At 66.0% G+C, this 18,579-nt stretch carries 20 protein-coding genes; 5 read left to right on the forward strand and 15 right to left on the reverse strand.

Annotation, left to right across the window (positions count from 1 at the left end):
* Nucleotides 1-8 precede the first annotated feature (8 nt).
* Entirely contained in the window at nucleotides 9-713 is a 705-nt protein-coding gene (locus tag V7672_RS01620) for a histidine phosphatase family protein (protein ID WP_335622927.1), read from the reverse strand.
* Nucleotides 710-1,630 carry a histone deacetylase family protein gene (locus V7672_RS01625; RefSeq protein ID WP_335622928.1) on the reverse strand — a complete coding sequence of 307 codons (921 nt, stop codon included), beginning with the start codon at nucleotides 1,628-1,630 and terminating at the stop codon, nucleotides 710-712. The genes V7672_RS01620 and V7672_RS01625 overlap by 4 nt, the downstream gene beginning before the upstream one ends.
* 67 nt (nucleotides 1,631-1,697) lie before the next feature.
* Between V7672_RS01625 and V7672_RS01630 the strand changes: the two genes are divergently transcribed.
* The 4 genes from V7672_RS01630 to V7672_RS01645 all read left to right on the forward strand — a co-directional run bounded on the left by V7672_RS01630 (nucleotide 1,698) and on the right by V7672_RS01645 (nucleotide 4,584).
* On the forward strand, nucleotides 1,698-2,228 hold the full coding sequence (locus tag V7672_RS01630; RefSeq protein ID WP_335622929.1) for a GNAT family N-acetyltransferase: 531 nt from the start codon (nucleotides 1,698-1,700) through the stop codon (nucleotides 2,226-2,228).
* 65 nt (nucleotides 2,229-2,293) lie between these two features.
* Nucleotides 2,294-2,932, forward strand: a complete 639-nt coding sequence (locus V7672_RS01635) for a hypothetical protein (RefSeq protein ID WP_335622930.1) — start codon at nucleotides 2,294-2,296, stop codon at nucleotides 2,930-2,932.
* Nucleotides 2,932-4,119, forward strand: a complete 1,188-nt coding sequence (locus tag V7672_RS01640; RefSeq protein ID WP_335622931.1) for a vWA domain-containing protein — start codon at nucleotides 2,932-2,934, stop codon at nucleotides 4,117-4,119. Before V7672_RS01635 ends, V7672_RS01640 begins: the two co-directional genes overlap by 1 nt.
* A gap of 27 nt (nucleotides 4,120-4,146) precedes the next feature.
* Nucleotides 4,147-4,584: a hypothetical protein gene (locus tag V7672_RS01645; RefSeq protein WP_335622932.1), complete on the forward strand. Its 438-nt coding sequence runs from the start codon at nucleotides 4,147-4,149 to the stop codon at nucleotides 4,582-4,584.
* Nucleotides 4,585-4,638: 54 nt separating this feature from the next.
* On the opposite strand, the gene V7672_RS01650 is transcribed toward V7672_RS01645, so the two are convergent.
* The 5 genes from V7672_RS01650 to V7672_RS01670 all read right to left on the reverse strand — a co-directional run bounded on the left by V7672_RS01650 (nucleotide 4,639) and on the right by V7672_RS01670 (nucleotide 8,362).
* Nucleotides 4,639-4,809, reverse strand: coding sequence for a CsbD family protein (locus V7672_RS01650; protein WP_335622933.1), 171 nt, complete (start codon nucleotides 4,807-4,809; stop codon nucleotides 4,639-4,641).
* 79 nt (nucleotides 4,810-4,888) lie between these two features.
* On the reverse strand, nucleotides 4,889-5,338 hold the full coding sequence (locus tag V7672_RS01655; RefSeq protein WP_335622934.1) for an NUDIX domain-containing protein: 450 nt from the start codon (nucleotides 5,336-5,338) through the stop codon (nucleotides 4,889-4,891).
* A gap of 8 nt (nucleotides 5,339-5,346) precedes the next feature.
* Nucleotides 5,347-6,396 carry a sensor histidine kinase gene (locus V7672_RS01660; RefSeq protein ID WP_335622935.1) on the reverse strand — a complete coding sequence of 350 codons (1,050 nt, stop codon included), beginning with the start codon at nucleotides 6,394-6,396 and terminating at the stop codon, nucleotides 5,347-5,349.
* Between the two features lie 11 nt (nucleotides 6,397-6,407).
* A complete protein-coding gene (locus V7672_RS01665) occupies nucleotides 6,408-6,833 on the reverse strand; it encodes a response regulator (protein ID WP_335622936.1) in 426 nt (141 codons plus the stop codon).
* A complete protein-coding gene (locus V7672_RS01670; protein WP_335622937.1) occupies nucleotides 6,830-8,362 on the reverse strand; it encodes a sensor histidine kinase in 1,533 nt (510 codons plus the stop codon). The genes V7672_RS01665 and V7672_RS01670 overlap by 4 nt, the downstream gene beginning before the upstream one ends.
* 118 nt (nucleotides 8,363-8,480) lie before the next feature.
* Between V7672_RS01670 and V7672_RS01675 the strand changes: the two genes are divergently transcribed.
* Complete coding sequence (locus tag V7672_RS01675) at nucleotides 8,481-9,188, forward strand: hypothetical protein (protein ID WP_335622938.1); 708 nt, start codon at nucleotides 8,481-8,483, stop codon at nucleotides 9,186-9,188.
* 10 nt (nucleotides 9,189-9,198) lie between these two features.
* On the opposite strand, the gene flhA is transcribed toward V7672_RS01675, so the two are convergent.
* From flhA to V7672_RS01715, 8 genes are all read right to left on the reverse strand, one after another.
* Nucleotides 9,199-11,283 carry a flagellar biosynthesis protein FlhA gene (flhA, locus tag V7672_RS01680; RefSeq protein WP_335623268.1) on the reverse strand — a complete coding sequence of 695 codons (2,085 nt, stop codon included), beginning with the start codon at nucleotides 11,281-11,283 and terminating at the stop codon, nucleotides 9,199-9,201.
* Nucleotides 11,284-11,297: 14 nt separating this feature from the next.
* Complete coding sequence (bla, locus tag V7672_RS01685) at nucleotides 11,298-12,116, reverse strand: class A beta-lactamase (protein WP_335622939.1); 819 nt, start codon at nucleotides 12,114-12,116, stop codon at nucleotides 11,298-11,300.
* Between the two features lie 124 nt (nucleotides 12,117-12,240).
* Nucleotides 12,241-13,614 carry a sigma-54-dependent transcriptional regulator FlbD gene (gene flbD, locus V7672_RS01690; RefSeq protein ID WP_335622940.1) on the reverse strand — a complete coding sequence of 458 codons (1,374 nt, stop codon included), beginning with the start codon at nucleotides 13,612-13,614 and terminating at the stop codon, nucleotides 12,241-12,243.
* Between the two features lie 36 nt (nucleotides 13,615-13,650).
* Nucleotides 13,651-13,983, reverse strand: a complete 333-nt coding sequence (gene fliN / locus V7672_RS01695; protein ID WP_335622942.1) for a flagellar motor switch protein FliN — start codon at nucleotides 13,981-13,983, stop codon at nucleotides 13,651-13,653.
* A complete protein-coding gene (locus V7672_RS01700; protein WP_335622943.1) occupies nucleotides 13,980-14,642 on the reverse strand; it encodes a flagellar assembly protein FlbE in 663 nt (220 codons plus the stop codon). Before V7672_RS01700 ends, fliN begins: the two co-directional genes overlap by 4 nt.
* Nucleotide 14,643: 1 nt before the next feature.
* On the reverse strand, nucleotides 14,644-15,669 hold the full coding sequence (gene fliG, locus V7672_RS01705) for a flagellar motor switch protein FliG (protein WP_335623269.1): 1,026 nt from the start codon (nucleotides 15,667-15,669) through the stop codon (nucleotides 14,644-14,646).
* Nucleotides 15,670-15,677: 8 nt separating this feature from the next.
* Nucleotides 15,678-17,312, reverse strand: coding sequence for a flagellar basal-body MS-ring/collar protein FliF (gene fliF / locus V7672_RS01710; protein WP_335623270.1), 1,635 nt, complete (start codon nucleotides 17,310-17,312; stop codon nucleotides 15,678-15,680).
* Between the two features lie 132 nt (nucleotides 17,313-17,444).
* Complete coding sequence (locus tag V7672_RS01715; protein ID WP_335622944.1) at nucleotides 17,445-18,533, reverse strand: Glu/Leu/Phe/Val family dehydrogenase; 1,089 nt, start codon at nucleotides 18,531-18,533, stop codon at nucleotides 17,445-17,447.
* Between the last annotated feature and the right edge of the window lie 46 nt (nucleotides 18,534-18,579).

The raw sequence follows: 18,579 nt of genomic DNA on the forward strand, positions 1-18,579 counted from the left end.
GGGGCGACTCAGCGTTTCACAAAGCGCCGCTGCGACCAGTATTTGAAGCCTTGATTGTGCGCGAGTCGCCAGCCATGCACCTTCAGACGCCGACCGACCATGTGGTTGAAATAGCCGTGGGCCAGGACCAGCACATCGCCCCCCATGGCCGCCTTTTCGATCAGCAGGCGGGCGGCACGATCGGCCCGGGCCTCGGCCTCGCGACGGGTCTCCTGCCCCTGATGGTGATCAAAGGCGTGCCACCAGAAGCGCGACACCACGCCCCACCAACGCGGCGACAGCTTGAACCAGTCCGGAAAGGGCGGCGGCGGCAGGGGGGCCTCGATGAACAGGGCGTCGCTGATCACTTCGCGATCCCCGGAAATGGCGGCGGCCGTCTCGATGGCGCGCTGGCGGGTCGACGACAGGATCAGGGCGGCGCCCTCCGCCGTCAGCAGCAGTTCGGCGGGCGGCGTCTGGCCTTCCAGCAGGCCGCCCAGCTCATACTTGCCCCACCAGTCGCGATACTGGCGTGCGGTGATCAGGCATTTGCGCGACAGGGCCGGCTCGCCGTGGCGGGCCAGCACGATATCACCGCTGGTCCCGGGCAGGGGCGCGGCCGATTCGGCATCCCTGCGCGTGTGGTCCGCGGCCAGATCATTGAGGCGGTCGGGGTCAAGCATGGCGCCGGGGCGGCTGGCGACAGCAAGACTGTCGGTCGACGTGTCCCTCATTCCTCCCCCAGTGCCTGAACATGGGCCACAGCAGATCGCCCCAGACCTTCGAGGTCGTAGCCCCCCTCCAGCGAACTGACAACCTTGCCGGCACAGACCCGCCTCGCCACCTCGACCACGGCCCGCGTCGCCCAGGCAAATTCCTCGGCCTCCAGGCTCTGGTGGGCCAGCGGATCACGGCGATGCGCGTCGAACCCGGCCGAGATCAGGATCAGGTCCGGCGAAAAGCTCTCAAGGGCCGGCATCAGCCTGTCGGCGAAGGTCCGGCGCCAGGCTTCCCGCGCTGCATGGGGTTCGACCGCCGCATTGACGATGTTGCCCACCCCCGTTTCGGATGGCGCGCCGGTCCCGGGATACAGGGGCATCTGATGAATCGAGGCCAGGAACAGGCCGGGATCGGCTTCGAACGCGGCCTGGGTGCCGTTGCCATGATGGACATCAAAGTCCACCACCGCGACGCGTTTCGCCCCCTCGGCCTGCGCCACCCGTGCGGCCACGGCGACGTTGGAGAACAGGCAGAACCCCATCGACTGATTGGGCTCGGCATGATGGCCCGGCGGCCGGATGGCACAGAAGGCCCGGTCCATGTCCCCGGCCATCACGGCCCGCACGGCATCGACGACGGCTCCGGCGGCCAGACGCGCGCCCCGCACACTGCCCGGCGACAGATGGGTATCGGCGTCCAGCGACACGCGCCCTACCGTCGGTGAGGCGTTCAGGATGTTGGCCACATAGGCCGTGGGATGCAGCCGCTGCAGGTCGTCAACCGAAGCCTCGGTCGCCGCACGACGGTTGCCGTCCAGCCCGGCATCCTCCAGCGCAGCCAGCACCGCCGCCAGCCGCTCGGGCCGCTCGGGATGGCCGACGCCGGGCTGGTGTCCGGTCATGTCGGGGTGGGAAAAGATCGGCAAGGTCATTGGCCCCAGACTAGGCCCCGAATCTGCGCTTGTCGCCTGCCTCGCCAGAGCGTGATAAGCGCGCCGCATGAGCGACATCCTGATCCGCCCGGCGCGTCTGGCCGATGCCCCTGCCCTGTCCGACGCCGGCAGCCGAACCTTCGTCGAAACCTTTATGGACGGCTTCGGTATCCCTTATCCGAAAGACGACCTGGCGGAGTTCATGGAGGCGGTCTTCAGCGTCGAGGCCACGCAGGTTCGACTGGCCGATCCGACCATGGGCTGGTGGGTGGCCGAGCGCGACGGCCGGCTGCTGGGCTTTGCCAACACGGGGCCGAACGCCCTGCCCCATCCCGACGCGCGCCCGGGCGAGACCGAGTTGAAGCGGCTCTACATCCTCAAGGAGGCCCAGGGCCTCGGCCTTGGCACCCGTCTGCTCAAGGTGGCCATGGACTGGATGACCCAGCACGGCACCGGCGCCCAGTGGATCGGCGTCTGGAGCGGCAATCTGAAAGCCCAGAAGCTCTACGCCGCCTACGGCTTCGAGAAGGCCGGCGAGTACCAATTCCCCGTCGGCCGCTGGATGGACGACGAGTTCATCCTGAGAAAACCCGCCTGATCCCGGCATGGACGCCGCAGCGGGGGCGTGGTCTGTTAGCCGCCTGTCCCACCGAGGGTTCCGCCATGTTCCGTCATCTGTCCGCGGCTGCGATCGGCCTTTGCCTGCTGGCCTTGCCCGTCCATGCGCAGGCCCAGGCGGCCAGCGAGGCCGAGGCTCGCGCTCACGCCGACCAGATCATCGCCGATTCTGGAGGCGCCGCTTTTTTCACGAACATCACCGATAGCGACATGCCCACCGTGCTGCATCGCCCCAGTGGCATGGTGTGCGAATTCCCCGGAGCTGATGAGCGCGACAACATCCGACTGTTCCAGTCCTCCGGAATGGACGTCGGCTGCAGCACCTGGATTGGTCGGACGTTTGTGACCATCTTCGCCACGCGATACGATGAAATCTATTCAGAAGAAGAGGTGATGGGAGCCGCGGTCCGCGCCATACAACGCAATACGCCCGGGGCTCGGTCGGTCGATGGGGCCTTCGACATCCGGACTCTACCGGGCCAGGAAACGCCCTTGTTGACGGTATTCGATCTTGAACTGGACCGCCGACAAGTGCGCAGCTTGATCCTGGTTCGACACATCGACGACTGGAGCTTCAAGGCTCGCGGCACGGGGCCTGCTGGAGATGATTCAGTGGTCGAGGTGGCCAGCATGGCCTTCTCCATCGCCCTGCAGCGGGCAGACGGCCTTGGTGCAGCGGACTGATGCTCCTCCCCTTCTTCACCGCCCTGCGGGATGCCCGCGTCCCGGTTTCGCTCAAGGAATGGCTGTTCCTGATGGAGGCCATGGACAAGCGTGTGCTGGACGCCGGTACACGGGTCGAGGACTTCTACCACCTGTCGCGCGCCATCCTGATCAAGGACGAGAAGCACTACGACCGGTTCGATCAGGTGTTCGGCAAGGTGTTCAAGGGGCTGGAAACCGTCGGCGCGGGCGAGGAACCGGATGTCGGCGGCGTGCCCGAGGACTGGCTGAAGCTGCTGAACGAAAAATACCTGACCGACGAGCAGAAGGCCGAGATCGAGGCGCTCGGCGGCTTCGACAAGCTGATGGAGACGCTGAAGCAGCGGCTCGAGGAACAGCACGACCGGCATCAGGGCGGCAACAAGTGGATCGGCACCGGCGGCACCAGCCCGTTCGGCAACGGCGGCTATAACCCCGAGGGCGTCCGCATCGGCGGGAAGTCGCAGCACGGCCGGGCGGTCAAGGTCTGGGAGAAGCGCGAATACCGGAATCTGGACGACTCCGTCGAACTGGGCACCCGCAACATCAAGGTGGCCCTGCGCCGCCTGCGCAGGTTCGCCCGCCAGGGCACGCCGGACGAGCTGGACATGGACGCCACCATCGACGGCACCGCGCGTCAGGGCTGGCTGGACATCCAGATGCGGCCCGAGCGGCGGAACACGATCAAGGTGCTGCTGTTCCTCGACATCGGCGGCTCCATGGATGGCCACGTCAAGCTGTGTGAAGAGCTGTTCTCGGCCGCGAAGTCCGAGTTCCGCCACCTCGAGTTCTTCTACTTCCACAACTGCCTGTACGAAGGGGTCTGGAAGGACAATCGCCGCCGACACGAGGCCCGCACCCCGACGTGGGAGGTGCTGAACCGCTATCCGGGGGACTGGCGTGCGGTGGTCGTCGGCGACGCCACGATGAGCCCCTATGAGGTGACCATGCCCGGCGGTTCGGTCGAACACTGGAATGAGGAGGCCGGCGCCGTCTGGCTGAAACGACTGCGTCAGCAGTGGTCAAAATCGGCGTGGCTGAACCCGGTGCCGGAGCGCTACTGGTCCTATACGCCATCGGTCGGCCTGATCCGCGAGGTGATGGAGGACCAGATGTTCCCCTTGACTCTCGACGGGCTGGAGCGCGCCATGCGATCCTTGGCCCGATAGGCCGGCGACCACCCACAGGAGGCGTCCATGCTCGGTGCAATCATCCTTGGCCTGCTGATGCAGGACCCGGCCCTGCCCCAATGGGCCCGCGACGATCCCTTTGCCTGGGAGCGCGCCCGCTGCCACCCCCAGATCCGCGGCGACACCCCGCTGGAATCCTGCCAGTTCCGCGTCCGGCAGCGGCTGGCGCTCGAACTGGGTGACCAACTGCCGGAAGCCCTTCGCCCCACCTCGGAACTTCAGGCGTGTGCCTATGCCCAGGCCGAGGCCGGCTTCGCCGTCCAGTGCGACCAGCCGCGCGAGGTTCGCGGTCCGTCCACGCCGCAGCTGCGGGAGCAGGCCCGGTGCAGCACCCGTCCCCGCGCGCGCCCCGACGGTGGTGTCATCTGGGAAGAAGTCTGCGACCCGTCCAGCACCCGCGATGAGGACAACGGCTTGCGGATCAACCTGTCCGGCCAGAACTGAAAAAGGCCACCGTCCTGCGACGGTGGCCCTTTCGATCCGGGGGAATGGTCCGGATTAGTTTTTCACGTCTTCCTTGACGTCGCCGACGGTCTTCTGGACCTTGCCCTCGACCTGATCGGCCTTGCCTTCGGCCTGGAGTTTGCGGTTGTCGGTCGCATCGCCCGCAGCGTCCTTGACGTTGCCCATGGCTTCCTTGGCGCGGCCTTCTACTTGATCCTTGTTCATTGTCGTCTCCTGGGAGGGGGCAGACCCGTTGTCGGCCCGATGACAATTCAACAGGTTCAGGCGCGTGTCGTTCCCCGGATCACGCGGATTTGCGCGACCTCAGCCACACGGCCACCGCCCAGGCATGGGCATCGTGGCGCAGACCCGCCAGGGCCTCTACCGGGTCCAGCCAGACCAGTTCGTGGTCGTCCTCGATCTTGCCGGACGGTGTGGGGTCCAGCAGGCTGAGCGTCCAGAAGCCGCCCGTGTTGTTGACCGTGCGCCCGTCGCTCTTGTCCACGAACTGGGCGGCCGCCGTGAGGCGGACGTCAGCGGCCACCTGCAGCCCGGTCTCCTCACGAAACTCGCGCACGACAGCTTCCGCCTCGGACTCGTCGCCATCACGCGCGCCGCCCGGCAGGTCGAGGTAGCTGTCCTCGCCCCGGTCAATCCGAACGCAGGCCAGCCGTCCCCCGTGAACCAGAAGGCCGAAGGCCGTGGGCCGCGGCGCATAGCTGTGGTCAGGGCTGGCAACTCCGAACTGAAGCATGGTGGGGCCTAGAGGTCGAAGGCCAGCTGGGCGCGAACGCCCTGGTGCTTGTCATCGAAATTGACCTTGGATCGCAGCCCCCCGGCCATGGCCGCCACGATCTTGGACCCCAGCCCCGTACCTTTCGGGCCCTTGGTCTGGTCGCCCAGGCCCGGTCCGTCGTCCTCGACCGTCAGCAGGGCCCGCCCGTCGCCGTCCGCCTTGAGGTGGATGCGGATCTCTCCGCCCTGCCCGGGCTCATAGGCGTATTTGACCGCATTGGTGACCAGTTCGGTGACGATCACGCCCAGCGAAACCGCCTGATCCGTGCCGACGTTCATGGGGTCTGCGTCGAGGGTCAGATTGGGCGTACTGTCCTCACGGCCGAGGGAAACACCGAGCTCCGCGATCAGGCTCTTCAGATACTCGTCCATGGCCACCTGCGCCATGTCCCCCGAGGTGTAGAGTCGGCGGTGCACATGGGCCACCGCCTCAATGCGCGCCTGGGCTTCGCGCAAGGCGTCCCGGGCGGCCCCGTCCGCCAGCTGGCGCATCTGCAGCGAGATGAAGCTGGACACCAGCTGCAGCGAGTTGCCGACCCGGTGGTTGACCTCGCGCAGCATGGCCTCGGCCCGGTCGCGGGCCATGCGGACCTCGTCCTGGGCGGTCTCGTTCTCGCGCTGCAGACGCCGCCGGTTGTGGGCGTCCTCGATGGCCGAACGCAGCAGGGAGGTGAAATCCTCCGACACATCCTTGATCACATAGTCCGCCGCCCCGGCCCGCAGAGCGGCAACCGCAATGCGCCCCTCCTGGGCGCCGGTGACGTAGACGACCGGCGGCGGGTCCGGCAGGGCCAGAATGTCGGGCAAAACGTCCAGCCCGTCTCGCTCGGGCATATAGTGGTCCAGCGCACAGACATCGAACAACTGGCCGCTCTTCAGACACTTAAGCCCGGCCTCACCATCGGCGGCGCAGGTCACCGCAAAGCCCTGCCGGCCGAGCTCCTTCTCGACCAGACGCGACAGGCCGCGGTCGTCGTCGATGTAGAGCAGTCTGAGGGGCGTGGTCAGCGGTTCCAAACAGCGCTCGCTCAATCGATTTCGGGGGCCTGAATGACGGAAAGGAACAGGCCCAGTTGCCGGATGGCCTCGGAGAAGGACTCATACTCCACCGGCTTGGTGATGTAGACATTACAGCCCAGATCATAGCACCGCTGGATTTCCGCCTTGTCGTCGGTCGTTGTCAGGATCACCACCGGCGCGCGCCGCAGCCGGGCATCTGACTTAATCCTTTCGAGGATATCCGTGCCCGACATGTCCGGCAGGTTCAGGTCCAGCAGGATCAGCAGTGGACCATTGGCCAGCACCTCCTCACTGAACAGGTGTTCCAGTGCAGACGTGCCGTCAGCGAAATGCTCGATCTCGTTTGAGATATTGGCCCGGCGGATGTTTTTCTCGATCAGCCGTGCATGGCCATGATCGTCCTCGATCATCAGGATTTTGACGGGTGTGGTCATGACGGGGTTCCATTTTCCGAGACGTACAGGCGTTTGGGAAATTTGAGGACGAATGTCGAGCCTTCGCCCAGTTTCGACTCCACGGCGATATCGCCGCCCATCCGGCGAATGCTGTTCCTGACAAAGGCCAGACCCAGGCCTTCGCCGGGCTGATCCTGTTTGCCCGAGCGACGGAACAGCTCGAAGATCCGCTCGTGATCCCGGTCCGAAATGCCGCGACCGTTGTCGATGATACGGTACTCGACCATGCCGTCGGCCAGATCCTGACCCTCGACCCGGATCTGCCCCGGACGCTTCGGATCCAGATATTTGACGGCATTGTCGATCATATTGCTGAAGACCTGCTCCAGCGACAGTCGATCACCCGTCAATCCCGGCAGTTCGGCCACATCGATTTCGGCTCCGACGGCTTCCGTCTGGTGGTTCACGCTGTCGGCAATCCGCTGGACCATGGTCGTCATGTTGACCGGCTCGGACACCATCACACGTCGCCCCTCGCGAGACAGCTTGAGGATGGCATTGATCAACCGGTCCATCTTTTCGGTCGAGGCGCGGATAAAGCTGATGGCCTCGGGCACATCCTCGCGCACGGCGACCAGGGCATCGCGCTCCATCAGATCGGGCGCCTCGGTTTCGACCTTGGCCATCTGGCGGTCGATGACCTTCCCGGCCTGCTCCAGTTCCGAGGTGTAGCCCATCACATTGACCAGCGGCGCCCGCAGGTCGTGGCTGACGATATAGGCGAAGCGCTGGACCTCCTCATTGGCGCGGATCAGGTCGCCGGTGCGGTCCCGCACCTCGTTCTCCAGATTGGCATTGATGCGATCCAGCTCATAGTGAGCCGCCTGCATTTCACGCAGATAGCGCAGCACGATCCAGGCCACGATCCCGGCCAGCATCAGCACCAGAATTCCGGCCATGGCGTTGACGCCAATCGTTGCCCGCGCCGACCATTCTGACTGCTGTCGCCGGGATGCAAACCGATCGCTCTCGATCGTGTCGATGGCATCGATCTCCAGGCGCATGGCGTCCATCAGTTCCTTGCCTCGCCCGTCGCGGACGATCTGCACCGCATCGCCCGTACGACCGCTACGGGCCAAGGCAATGCTGGCGTCCATCACGCCCAGACGTTCACGCGCCAGGTCTCTCAGACGATCAACCCGCTCGCGCACCTCCGGGTCGCCGGCGGTCAGATCATCCAGTTCTTGCATGACCGCCGGAAGGTCCCGGATAGCCTCGTCGTGAATGGCCAGAAACTGCTGGCGCCCTGTCAGCAGATATCCCCGCTGGCCGGTTTCGGCATCGACCAGCCGGGTCAGCACGTCGCGCGCCGCTACCTGAACGCGCACGCTGCGATCAATCGTTTCATTGAACTCGGCCGTGCGACCGATCATGACAAAGGTTGCGAGGTTGACGGCCAGCAGAAGCACAAGTGCCAGCGACAGCAGCCCCAGCAGGGACCGGCCGAGGCTGGCCGTCCGCAGGAACCGGCTGAATGCCGTCAGATTTTCGCGGATTTCCCAGCTCATCGCGGCCCACGTTTAACCGCCGGTCGGGGCAAGTCCAGTCGCGTCTCGGGTGAAACCTTCGACCTCCCCGCGTTTTACGGTTAGCATAGGGTTGATACGCAACGCGTAAGGGGGCGACATGGTCTGGTGGTGGTGGATTATTCCGGCGATCGTGGGATTGGCGGGCATCATCCTTCTGCTCAGCGGCCTGGGGGCTTTTTTCCGGGGCAAATTCCTGAGCGGGGGCCTGGGCGCTATCGGCGGGGGCGGCCTGGCAGCTGCGGCGGCGATCGCGGCCCTCCTCGGCATGAACATCCAGACCTACGCCCGGCTGACCCATGAGCGGCCGGTGGCCACGATCCAGGTCAAGCAACTGGGACCCCAGTATTTCGAGACGACGGTCATTCAACCCGCCGCAAATGACGACGACACCCCGACCACGACCGTCTATCCCCTGCATGGCGACGAATGGCGGATCGAGGCACAGGTCCTGCGGTGGAAACCCTGGGCCACGGTGCTCGGCCTTGACACCCAGTACCGGCTGGACCGGCTGTCGGGCCGATATCAGTCGATCCAGCAGGAGCGCGAAGGCATCCGCAGCGTCCACGACCTGACCGGCGGCGATCAACCCGACGCCCTGCCCTGGCGGATCAATGCGTGGGATATGGCCCGCCGCTATCGCCGCTATGTCGATGCGGTCGACACCCTGTACGGCGGCGGCGCCTATATGCCGATGGCCGATGGTGCGGAGTATGAGGTCTGGATCACCCAGTCCGGCCTGGTGGCCCGCCCGACCAACGAAGCCGCCCGTCAGGCCTCTTCCGAAGGCTGGACCGAGGTCAACTGATCGTCACGGATCAGACCTGCCCCAGCGTCCGAAGACGGGCGCGGGGGTGGATCTCGTTCTGGCTCATCACCACGGTCTGACCGCGGAAGCGTTCGATGATCGAACGGACGTAGGGCCGAACCTGCGGTCCGGTCAGCAGCACGGCCGTCTCGCCCGACATGGCAGCCCGCTCGAACACATCGCGCACCGCGCGGATAAAGTCCTGCAGGCGTGACGGCGCCATGGCCAGTTGCTTGTCCTCGCCCTGCCCGACCAGACTTTCGGCAAAGGCCTGCTCCCACTCGGGCGACAGGGTGACGATCGGCAAGGCGCCGTCATCGGCCTGGTGCTGCCAGCACAGCTGACGCGCCAGACGGGTGCGAACGTGCTCGACCAGTGTGGTCACCGAGCTGGTGTGCGGTGCGGCTTCCGCCAGACCTTCCAGAATAGCGGCCAGATCGCGGATCGAGACCTTTTCCTTGAGCAGGGTCTGCAGCACCCGCTGCAGGGTGGTGACGGTGACCGAGCCGGGGATCAGGTCCTCGACCAGCTTCTTCTCCTCGCCCTCCAGACCGTTCAGCAGCTTCTGCACCTCGGCATAGGACAGCAGCTCGGCCATGTTCTCCTTGAGGATTTCCGTCAGGTGGGTGGTCAGCACGGTCGAGGGGTCCACCACCGTATAGCCGCGGAAGGTCGCCTCCTCGCGCAGGGACTCGTCGATCCAGGTGGCCGGCAGACCGAAGGCCGGTTCCTTGGTGTGCTCACCCGGCAGTTCGACCTGACGGCCCGCCGGGTCCATCGCCAGCAGTTGCCCCAGCCGCACCTCGCCCTTGCCGGCCTCCATCTCCTTGATGCGGATGGCATAGCCCTGGGTGCCGAGGCGCATGTTGTCGAGGATGCGCACCGAGGGCATGACGAAGCCGAACTCCTGGGCCAGCGACCGGCGCAGGGCCCGAACCTGATCGGTCAGGCGGCGCCCTTCCAGATCGTTGATCAGAGCCAGCAGGGAATAGCCCAGCTCGATCTTGACCTCATCGATGTTGAGGGCCGTCTGGATCGGCTCCTCGACGTCCTCGCGGGGCTTGGCGGACTCGGTCGAAGCCACCGGTGCCGGCTTAAGGCGCGCCCGCCCCAGTCGCCAGGCCATGAAGCCCGATCCTGCCGCCAGGGCCGCGAACGGCAGGATGGGCATGCCCGGGATCAGGCCGATCAGGGCCGAGGCCGCCGCGACCATGCCAAGGCTGATGGGGTTGGTGGCCAGCTGGGCGACCAGGGCCTTGTCGGCCGAGCCCTCGACCCCGGCCTTGGACACCAGAAAGCCCGCGGCGATCGAGATGATGATGGCCGGGACCTGGGTGACCAGACCGTCGCCGATGGTCAGCTGGACATAGGCCGTGGCCGCCTCGCCGATCGGCAGGCCGTGCTGCAGCGTGCCGATCAGGATGCCGCCCAGCACATTGATGAAGACGATGATCAGGCCGGCGACCGCGTCCCCGCGCACGAATTTCGAGGCACCGTCCATGGCGCCGAAGAAGGTGGATTCCTGCTCCAGTTCCTTGCGACGAAGCTTGGCCTGTTCCTCGGTGATCAGTCCTGACGACAGATCGGCGTCGATGGCCATCTGCTTACCGGGCATGGAGTCGAGGGTGAAGCGGGCCGAGACCTCCGCGATGCGGGTCGAGCCCTTGGTGATGACGACAAAGTTCACCACCAGAATGATGGCAAAGACGATGATGCCGATGATGAAACTGCCACCCATCATCAGGGCGCCGAACGCCTCGATGACATGGCCGGCCGCGTCGCCGCCCTCGTGACCGCTGGTCAGCACCAGCCGGGTCGAGGCCAGGTTCAGGCCCAGCCGGAACAGGGTCGAGACCAGCAGCACCGTCGGGAAGATGGCGAAGTCCAGCGGCTTCTTCATCATCAGCGCCGTCATCAGGATCAGCACACTGGAGATCAGCGAGATCGCCAGCAGCACGTCCATCAGGAAGGCCGGGATCGGCAGGATCAGCAGCAGGATGACGCCGATCACGCCGACGGCCATGCCGACCTCGCCGCGCGCGATCCAGCCCAGCATGTCCTTGCCCGAAGGCCGGGCCATGCCGTCCTTCATCATGACGGGGGTGTCGGTCATGCGGCCTGACCCAGGGCCGCCAGTGTCATCCGCGTTGCGTCGGCGATTACGGCCTCATTCTCGGCGTCGGATGAGGCCCTCACGCCGTGATAATACACGGCCAGCGTGATGGGGGCGCCAGTGGGCGGGTACAGAACGCCAATGTCATTGGTCGGCCCATAGCCGCCGGTGCCTGTCTTGTGCGCGACACGCCAGCTGGCGGGGACACCCGCCTTGATACGCCCGACTCCCGTCGGCGACGCGAACATCCATCCCAGAAGCTTGTCCTTCGAGGGTTCGGATAGCGGTGTCCTGTCGTCCAGGAGCAGGCGTCGGATGTTCGCTGCAGACTGGTGGGGGGTGATTGTGTCCTTGTCGCCGTCCAGCCGGTTCATCTCGGGCTCGAAGCGATCGACGCGGGTGCTGTAGTCACCGATACCGCGATAGAAGGCCCGCATGGCTTCCAGTCCGCCCAGCGCCTTGAGGAGGAGGTTGGCCGCAGGGTTGTCGCTGACCTCCACGATGGCCTGCATCAATGTCTCAACGCTCAGGCTTCCACCAATGGCGGGTTGGGTCACCGGAGCATGGCTGACCATGTCGGCTTCGGTGATCCGGATCTGACGATCGAGGCGCTCCTCGCCCGCTTCGATCCGCAACAGGGTCGCGGCGGCGAGATACATCTTGAAGGTGGAGCAATAGACGAACCGTTCGGCGTCGCGCCAAACCAGCGGACGCTGGCCTTCACGCAGCGCGGTCAGCCCGATGCGGCCGCCATGCCGCGTTTCCAGATCCGAAAGATCGAGCATCTGGACCGGCGACGGCTCCTGGATCGCCATGGGCCGCGTCTCTTCGTTGGCCTTGGCCTCGGAGGACACCTGTTTCGATGGCGCGGGTCCGCAACCGGCGGCTCCCAGTGCGCCCATACCCGTCAGAACGCTTCTGCGATCCATGGGGGCGCCCTCAGCCGACAGCGGCGGAAATGCCCGACTGGGGCGCGGGGATCGGCGTGCCTTCGTCGGCGTATTCGTTCAGCTTGTTGCGCAGGGTGCGGATCGAGATACCCAGGATGTTGGCCGCATGGGTGCGGTTGCCCAGGCAGTGACCCAGCGTATCCAGTATCAGGGTCTTCTCCATCTGGGCGACGGTCTGACCGACATAGGCGCGGGTGACGGCGTCAGCGGTCTGGGCCGCGCGGCTGGCCGGGCCTGCGTCATAGGTGGATCCGCTCAACGGTTGACCATCGGGCAGGCGGATGGCGTCGACATCGATCTCGGGACCGTGGGCCAGCAGCACCGCGCGGTGCATGGCGTTTTCCAACTCGCGGACGTTGCCGTTCCAGCGGTGGGCGGTCAGGGCCCGGCGCGCGTCGGCCGACACGGGCCGGACGGGCACCCCGTTGGCAGCCGCATATTTCCGCACGAAGAAGTCGGCCAGCGCCGGGATATCGCCGGGCCGTTCGCGCAGCGACGGCAGGCGCAGATTGACGACGTTCAGCCGGTACAGCAGGTCCTCGCGGAAGCTGCCTTCCGACACGGCGCGGGCCAGGTCGCGGTTCGAGGTGGCGATGATGCGGATGTCGACCTTGACCGGGGTCGTGCCGCCGACGCGGTCGATCACCCGCTCCTGCAGCGCGCGCAGCAGCTTGGCCTGCAGCCGGACGTCCATCTCGCTGATTTCGTCCAGCAGCAGGGTGCCGCCGTCGGCTTCCTCGAACTTGCCGACCCGGCGGGCCACGGCGCCGGTGAAGGCGCCCTTCTCGTGGCCGAACAGTTCGGATTCCAGCAGATTGTCCGGGATGGCCGCACAGTTGACGCTGATGAACGGCTTGTCGGCGCGGCGCGAATTCTGGTGCAGATAGCGGGCCATCACCTCCTTGCCGACGCCGCTTTCGCCGGTGATCAGGATCGAGGCTTCCGAGCGCGCGACCTGGTCGGCCAGGCCGATCACCGCCTTCATCGACGGATCGGCAGAGATGAGCGGGCGGTCGTCATCGGCCACCGCCGACAGCACCGCGGCGATCAGATCGGCCTCGGGCGGCAGGGGGATGAACTCCTTGGCCCCGGCCCGGATGGTGGCGGCCGCATCTTCAGGCCCGGCATCGACGCCACAGGCCACGACCGGCACATGGATCCGTTCGGCTTCATTGGCGGCGATCAGGGCGGCAATGTCGATGCGGTAGTCGACCATCAACAGGTCCGCGCCCTGCCCGCGCCGCAGCTGTTCGGTGGCCTGATCGCCCCGCTCGACGTGATGAACCTTGGCACCGTGGGCCATGGCCATTTTCACGGCCGAGGCCAGCTGCCCGCTCAGTCTGCCAACTACCAGAAGCCGCATGGGTCTTCTCCTCTAAATCTCACTGGCGATCGCCGATCAGGCGCTCGCATCCTCGGTCTTGATGATTTCTGTCATGGTCACGCCCAGCCGATCCTCGACGACCACCACCTCGCCGCGCGCGACCAGCCGGTTGTTGACGAAGATGTCGATCGCCTCGCCCACCTTCCGGTCCAGCTCCAGCACCGAGCCACTGGTCAGCTTCAGCAACTGCGCGACCGTCATGTGCGACTTGCCCAGCACGGCCGAGATGTTGACCGGCACATCGAAAACCGGGGCCAGATCGCTGGCCGCCTTGTCCAGCCCGTCCTCGCTCGACACGGGCATCACCCCGTGATCGAATTCTTCAAGCGGCAGATTGTCAGCAGTCATGGGTTCATCCCTTCGGACGATTCGGTGGCATCGGGAGCTTGGTCAGCGGCCAGCGCGCGGGCGACCGCAGCGGTCAGCCGGCTGAAGGTTTCTTCGGGATCAAAGGCGGCGCGGCCATCGGCCCATTCCAGCGAGAAGGCGGCCTGCGCCAGACCCGGCTCGTCACGGAAACGCACGGCACCGACGTAGCCGACATTGGCACACAGGGCTTCGATCTCGGCGCGGGCGGCCTCGTCCAGGCCGGCCATGGCGATCACCAGACGAGGTGAAGCATCGATCTCACGGCCCAGTTCCTCGAGCGCGGCCTGCACTGCGGCGCGGGGCAGGCGGTCCAGCGCCGCGAAAGCGAGGGCGCGCCCGGCGGCCAGCGCCAGGTCGGCGGTCTGCTCCCGATAGGTCTCGACCACGCCGGTCAGCCGCGGCAGGCTGGCAGCCAGGGCGGCGCTCAGATCGGCGATGGCCTGCGACCGGCGGCTGTCGACCTCGGCCAGCGCCTGGGCATGCCCTTCGCTCCGGGCCTGGGCGACCAGAGCCTCGACTTCGGCAGGCAGATAGGCGCGCTTGACCGGCTGCCAGTTGGTGGAGTGCACAACCGCGCCTGACGAGTCGAACTCGGTATCGAAAGCGAAGGGACGGGAGGGGGCGGGCGCGTGGGTCATGTCAGTAGATCAACTCGTCGTCGCCGCCCTGGCCGACCAGCATGATCTCGCCCTTGGCGGCGAGATCCTTGGCCACCTGAACCATGGCCATCTGGGCCGAGTCGACGTCCTTGAGCCGCACCGGCCCCATCGACTCCATGTCCTCACGCATGATCTTGGACGCCCGCTCGGACATGTTGCCGAAGAACAGTTCGCGCAGGGACTCCGAGGCCCCTTTCAACGCCAGCGCCAGCTGGTCCTTTTCCACCGCGCGCAGCAGGGTCTGGATGCCGCCCGGGTCCAGCTTGGCCAGGTCCTCGAACACGAACATCAGGGCGCGGATACGCTCGGCCGCCTCGCGGTTGCGCTCTTCCAGCGCGCCGATGAAGCGGGCCTCGGTCTGGCGATCGAAGCTGTTGAAGATGTCGGCCATCATCTCGTGGCTGTCGCGCTTGGAGGTGCGCGCCAGGTTCGACATGAATTCGGTGCGCAGGGTCTGTTCGATCTTGTCGAGGATTTCGCGCTGCACCGGCTCCATGCGCAGCATCCGCTGGACGCACTCCATGGCAAAGTCTTCGGGCAGGGCCGTCAGCACCCGCGAGGCGTGGTCCGGCTTGATCTTGGACAGGACCACGGCGACGGTCTGGGGGTATTCGTTCTTCAGATAGTTGGCGAGAACGGCCTCGTTCACATTGCCGAGCTTGTCCCACATGGTGCGGCCGGCGGGACCCCGGATCTCCTCCATCAGCCCTTCGACCCGCTCCGGGGGCATGAAGGAAGACAGCAGTTTCTGCGTTTGCTCGAAGCTGCCCATGACCGCGCCCGAGCCGGTCATGCCGGCTACGAACTCCAGCAAGAGATCTTCGACGACGGAGGCGCTGACCGTTCCCAGCGAGGCCATGGCCTGCGAGATCTCCTTGATCTCCTCGTCATCGAGGCCTTGCCACAGGCGGGTGTGATCCTCGCCCAGGGACAGCAGCACCACGGCCGCCTTTTCCGGCCCCGTCAGCTTACGGACATCCTCGACCGCAGGCTTGCGTGCAACCATCCGCGCCATCAGCCTTCATGCACCCAGTTGCGGAGGATTGAGGTCGACTCCTCCGGGTGACGCTCAACGAACTCGGACACCTTCTTGACGGATGACGCCTTCACCTGGCCCTCGATGCGGGCGATATCCAGCCGCTGCTCCATATCGCTCGGGGCCATCAGCTGGCCGGCTGCAGCCTGACCCGAGGCCCCGACCGGCGTGGTCTGCAGCGGCGTGACGCCGCCGCCCCCGGCGAGGGCGGGAACGCCCGCTGCTCCGCCACCCGCCGTCGCCTTCAGCAGCGGACGCAGCACAAACAGGATCAGCAGAATGCCGGTGATCAGCAGCACCAGCAGCTCGATACCGCGCATCAGGTCGTTCTTGGTGAAGTCGAACAGGCTACCGCCCGCCTCGGTGCCGCCATTCGGGGCCAGTTCGCGGTTGAACTCCACATTGCTGACCCGGACGATGTCGCCCCGCTCGGCACTGAAGCCGACGGCCGCCTTCACCAGCTCCTCGATTTCGGCGATCTGCTCGGGCGTGCGCGGCGCATAGGTCGGCTCGGCGCCATCGGCACCGGGTGTCCAGACGCCGTCGACGGCCACAGCCACAGCCAGCTTCTTGACTTCACCCGGCTCGCGCACCGTGGTCGTGGTGGTGTTCGAAATTTCGTAGTTGGTGGTTTCTGTCTGGTCCGTGCGGGTCGAACCCTGGGCCGCGACGCCCGGCGCTTCACCGCCCGGGATGTTCTGGTCCGCGCCCACACCACCGACGGGCTGGCCGGTCGTGTCCTGCGAGTTCGAACCATTGGTGGCCATGGAGCGCACCACCTGCCCGTCCGGGTCAAAGCGCTGCTCCTGGGTGGTCGAACGGCTGTGGTCGATCTCGGCCGTCACCTGCACGCGGGCGGCGCCGGGCCCGACAATGCCCTGCACGACATCCATGACCCGCGCCTGAAGCTGGGCCTCGGTCGCGGCCTTCATCCGGTCAGCGCTGGCGCCCGAGAAGCCATCCTCATCCCCACCCGCCGCAAGGGTGCGATTGGTGTCGTCCATGACCGTGACGCGCGTCGGCTTGAGGTTCGGCACGCTGGAGGCCACCAGCGAGCGGATGCCGCGAATCTGGTCGGCCGTAAGATCGCGACCGCCCAATCCGACGACCACCGAGGCCGTCGGCTCCGCCGCCTCGGCCTGGAACAGGGCCCGCTCCGGCAGGGCGATCAGGACTCGGGCCATGGTGACCCCGCGCAGCGTCATGATGTTGCGGGACAGTTCGCCTTCCAGCGCGCGCTTGGCGTTGAGGTTCTGCTGGAACTCCGTCTGACCCAGCACCGACTGGTTGTCGAAGATCTCATAGCCGACGGAGCCGCTGGTCACGATCCCCTTGCCGGCCACCAGCATCCGGGCCGTGCCGACCTCGTCCCGGCTGACGAAGATGGTCGAGCCATCACCGCGCGACGAATATTTGATGCCTGCGGTGTCCAGCGCCGCCGTGATTTCCGACGCCTCGCGCAGGTCCAGATTGGAATAGAGCAGGGCATCGGGCGCCTGACCGATGCGCAGCATCAGCACCACGAGCACGGCCGCAACCCCGGCGGCAACACCCGCCAAGGTAGCCAGTCGCCCGACCCCAAATCTCTGCAAAGCCCCGGAAAAGCCGCCCACGCGCGCCCCAACACCCCTACTCACAGGCGACACGCCCGCTAGGCAGAAAGTGCCGCCCCCATAGTAAACGGCGCGTTAAGAGAAGGTAGCGATTGCCGAATTAGCAGTGGTCGGACCGGGGGATACCGGGCTTCAGGCCGCCCGCGCCCGCGCCTTTTCGTCGGCCGCCGCCTGAATGCGGGCCTCGGCGATGGCGTCGGCCACTTCATGCGTCGGGCGCTTTTCGCTTTCGGACCGCTCGAGAATTTCCTCCAGCGTCTCCATCAGGCGGGCCAGCTTGCCCTCGACCCAGGCCGGGTCATAGGCGCCACCGCTGTTCCGCGCCGCCATTTCCGAGGCCACATTGATGATGCCCCCGCCGTTGACGACATAGTCCGGCGCATACAGCACGCCGCGCTCGAACAGGATGCGCCCGATCTCCGGAGTGGCCAGCTGATTGTTGGCGGCACCGACAATGGCCCTGGCCGAGAGGCGGTCCAGCGTCTCGGGGTTCAGCGTCGCCCCGAGCGCGCAGGGGGCATAGATGTCGGCCTTGACGTCATAGATGGCGTCGGGCGCCACGATCTCGGCGTTGTTGCGGGCGGCAACCTCTTCCAGCAGGGCGGTGTTGACGTCCGTCATCACCAGTTTTGCCCCGGCCTTGTGCAGCTTGTCGGCCAGATAGCCGCCCACGTGGCCGATGCCCTGCACCGCAACCGTCAGACCGGTCAGATCGTCCTGCTTCCACAGGCGACGGGCGACCGTCAGCGTCGAGCGGAACACGCCCTCGGCGGTCACCGGGCTGGGATCGCCCGAGCCTTCCTTGCCACCCGACAGGCCGACGACATATTCGGTTTCCTTGCGGGCCTCGGCGATATCCTCGACCGAAACGCCGACGTCCTCCGCCGCGTAATAGATGCCGCCCAGCGAGTTGATGGCGCGACCGAAGGCCTGGAACAGTTCCGGCGTCTTCTGGGTCCGGCTGTCGCCGATGATCACCGACTTGCCGCCGCCCATCTCCAGATCAGCCACGGCGTTCTTGTAGCTCATCCCCCGCGACAGACGCAGGACGTCCTCCAGCGCCTCGGCCGCCGTGGCATAGTTCCACATGCGGGTGCCGCCCACCGCAGGACCGCGCGCCGTCGAGTGCACCGCAGCAATTGCTTTGAGACCAGTCTTTTCGTCATAAAAGGCGTGCACGCCCTCATGGTTCGAGAACGACGGCGAATCGAACAGTGTCATGCCCTTTACGAGCCTTTCCTGGGTATTTTTGTTGCGGGGGCTGATA

It is taken from the genome of Brevundimonas sp., from assembly GCF_036963785.1.
Classification (GTDB): Bacteria; Pseudomonadota; Alphaproteobacteria; order Caulobacterales; family Caulobacteraceae; genus Brevundimonas.

Excerpts from the sequence above, each read along its gene's own strand:
- V7672_RS01655 (WP_335622934.1), bottom strand. The coding sequence starts at position 5,338 with ATGCTTCAGTTCGGAGTTGCCAGCCCTGACCACAGCTATGCGCCGCGG.
- V7672_RS01635 (WP_335622930.1), top strand. The coding sequence starts at position 2,294 with ATGTTCCGTCATCTGTCCGCGGCTGCGATCGGCCTTTGCCTGCTGGCC.
- flbD (WP_335622940.1), bottom strand. The coding sequence starts at position 13,614 with ATGCGGCTTCTGGTAGTTGGCAGACTGAGCGGGCAGCTGGCCTCGGCC.
- V7672_RS01650 (WP_335622933.1), bottom strand. The coding sequence starts at position 4,809 with ATGAACAAGGATCAAGTAGAAGGCCGCGCCAAGGAAGCCATGGGCAAC.
- V7672_RS01675 (WP_335622938.1), top strand. The coding sequence starts at position 8,481 with ATGGTCTGGTGGTGGTGGATTATTCCGGCGATCGTGGGATTGGCGGGC.
- V7672_RS01640 (WP_335622931.1), top strand. The coding sequence starts at position 2,932 with ATGCTCCTCCCCTTCTTCACCGCCCTGCGGGATGCCCGCGTCCCGGTT.
- V7672_RS01620 (WP_335622927.1), bottom strand. The coding sequence starts at position 713 with ATGAGGGACACGTCGACCGACAGTCTTGCTGTCGCCAGCCGCCCCGGC.
- fliN (WP_335622942.1), bottom strand. The coding sequence starts at position 13,983 with ATGACTGCTGACAATCTGCCGCTTGAAGAATTCGATCACGGGGTGATG.
- bla (WP_335622939.1), bottom strand. The coding sequence starts at position 12,116 with ATGGCGATCCAGGAGCCGTCGCCGGTCCAGATGCTCGATCTTTCGGAT.
- V7672_RS01715 (WP_335622944.1), bottom strand. The coding sequence starts at position 18,533 with ATGACACTGTTCGATTCGCCGTCGTTCTCGAACCATGAGGGCGTGCAC.
- V7672_RS01625 (WP_335622928.1), bottom strand. The coding sequence starts at position 1,630 with ATGACCTTGCCGATCTTTTCCCACCCCGACATGACCGGACACCAGCCC.
- V7672_RS01665 (WP_335622936.1), bottom strand. The coding sequence starts at position 6,833 with ATGACCACACCCGTCAAAATCCTGATGATCGAGGACGATCATGGCCAT.
- V7672_RS01630 (WP_335622929.1), top strand. The coding sequence starts at position 1,698 with ATGAGCGACATCCTGATCCGCCCGGCGCGTCTGGCCGATGCCCCTGCC.
- fliG (WP_335623269.1), bottom strand. The coding sequence starts at position 15,669 with ATGGTTGCACGCAAGCCTGCGGTCGAGGATGTCCGTAAGCTGACGGGG.
- V7672_RS01645 (WP_335622932.1), top strand. The coding sequence starts at position 4,147 with ATGCTCGGTGCAATCATCCTTGGCCTGCTGATGCAGGACCCGGCCCTG.
- V7672_RS01670 (WP_335622937.1), bottom strand. The coding sequence starts at position 8,362 with ATGAGCTGGGAAATCCGCGAAAATCTGACGGCATTCAGCCGGTTCCTG.
- flhA (WP_335623268.1), bottom strand. The coding sequence starts at position 11,283 with ATGATGAAGGACGGCATGGCCCGGCCTTCGGGCAAGGACATGCTGGGC.
- V7672_RS01700 (WP_335622943.1), bottom strand. The coding sequence starts at position 14,642 with ATGACCCACGCGCCCGCCCCCTCCCGTCCCTTCGCTTTCGATACCGAG.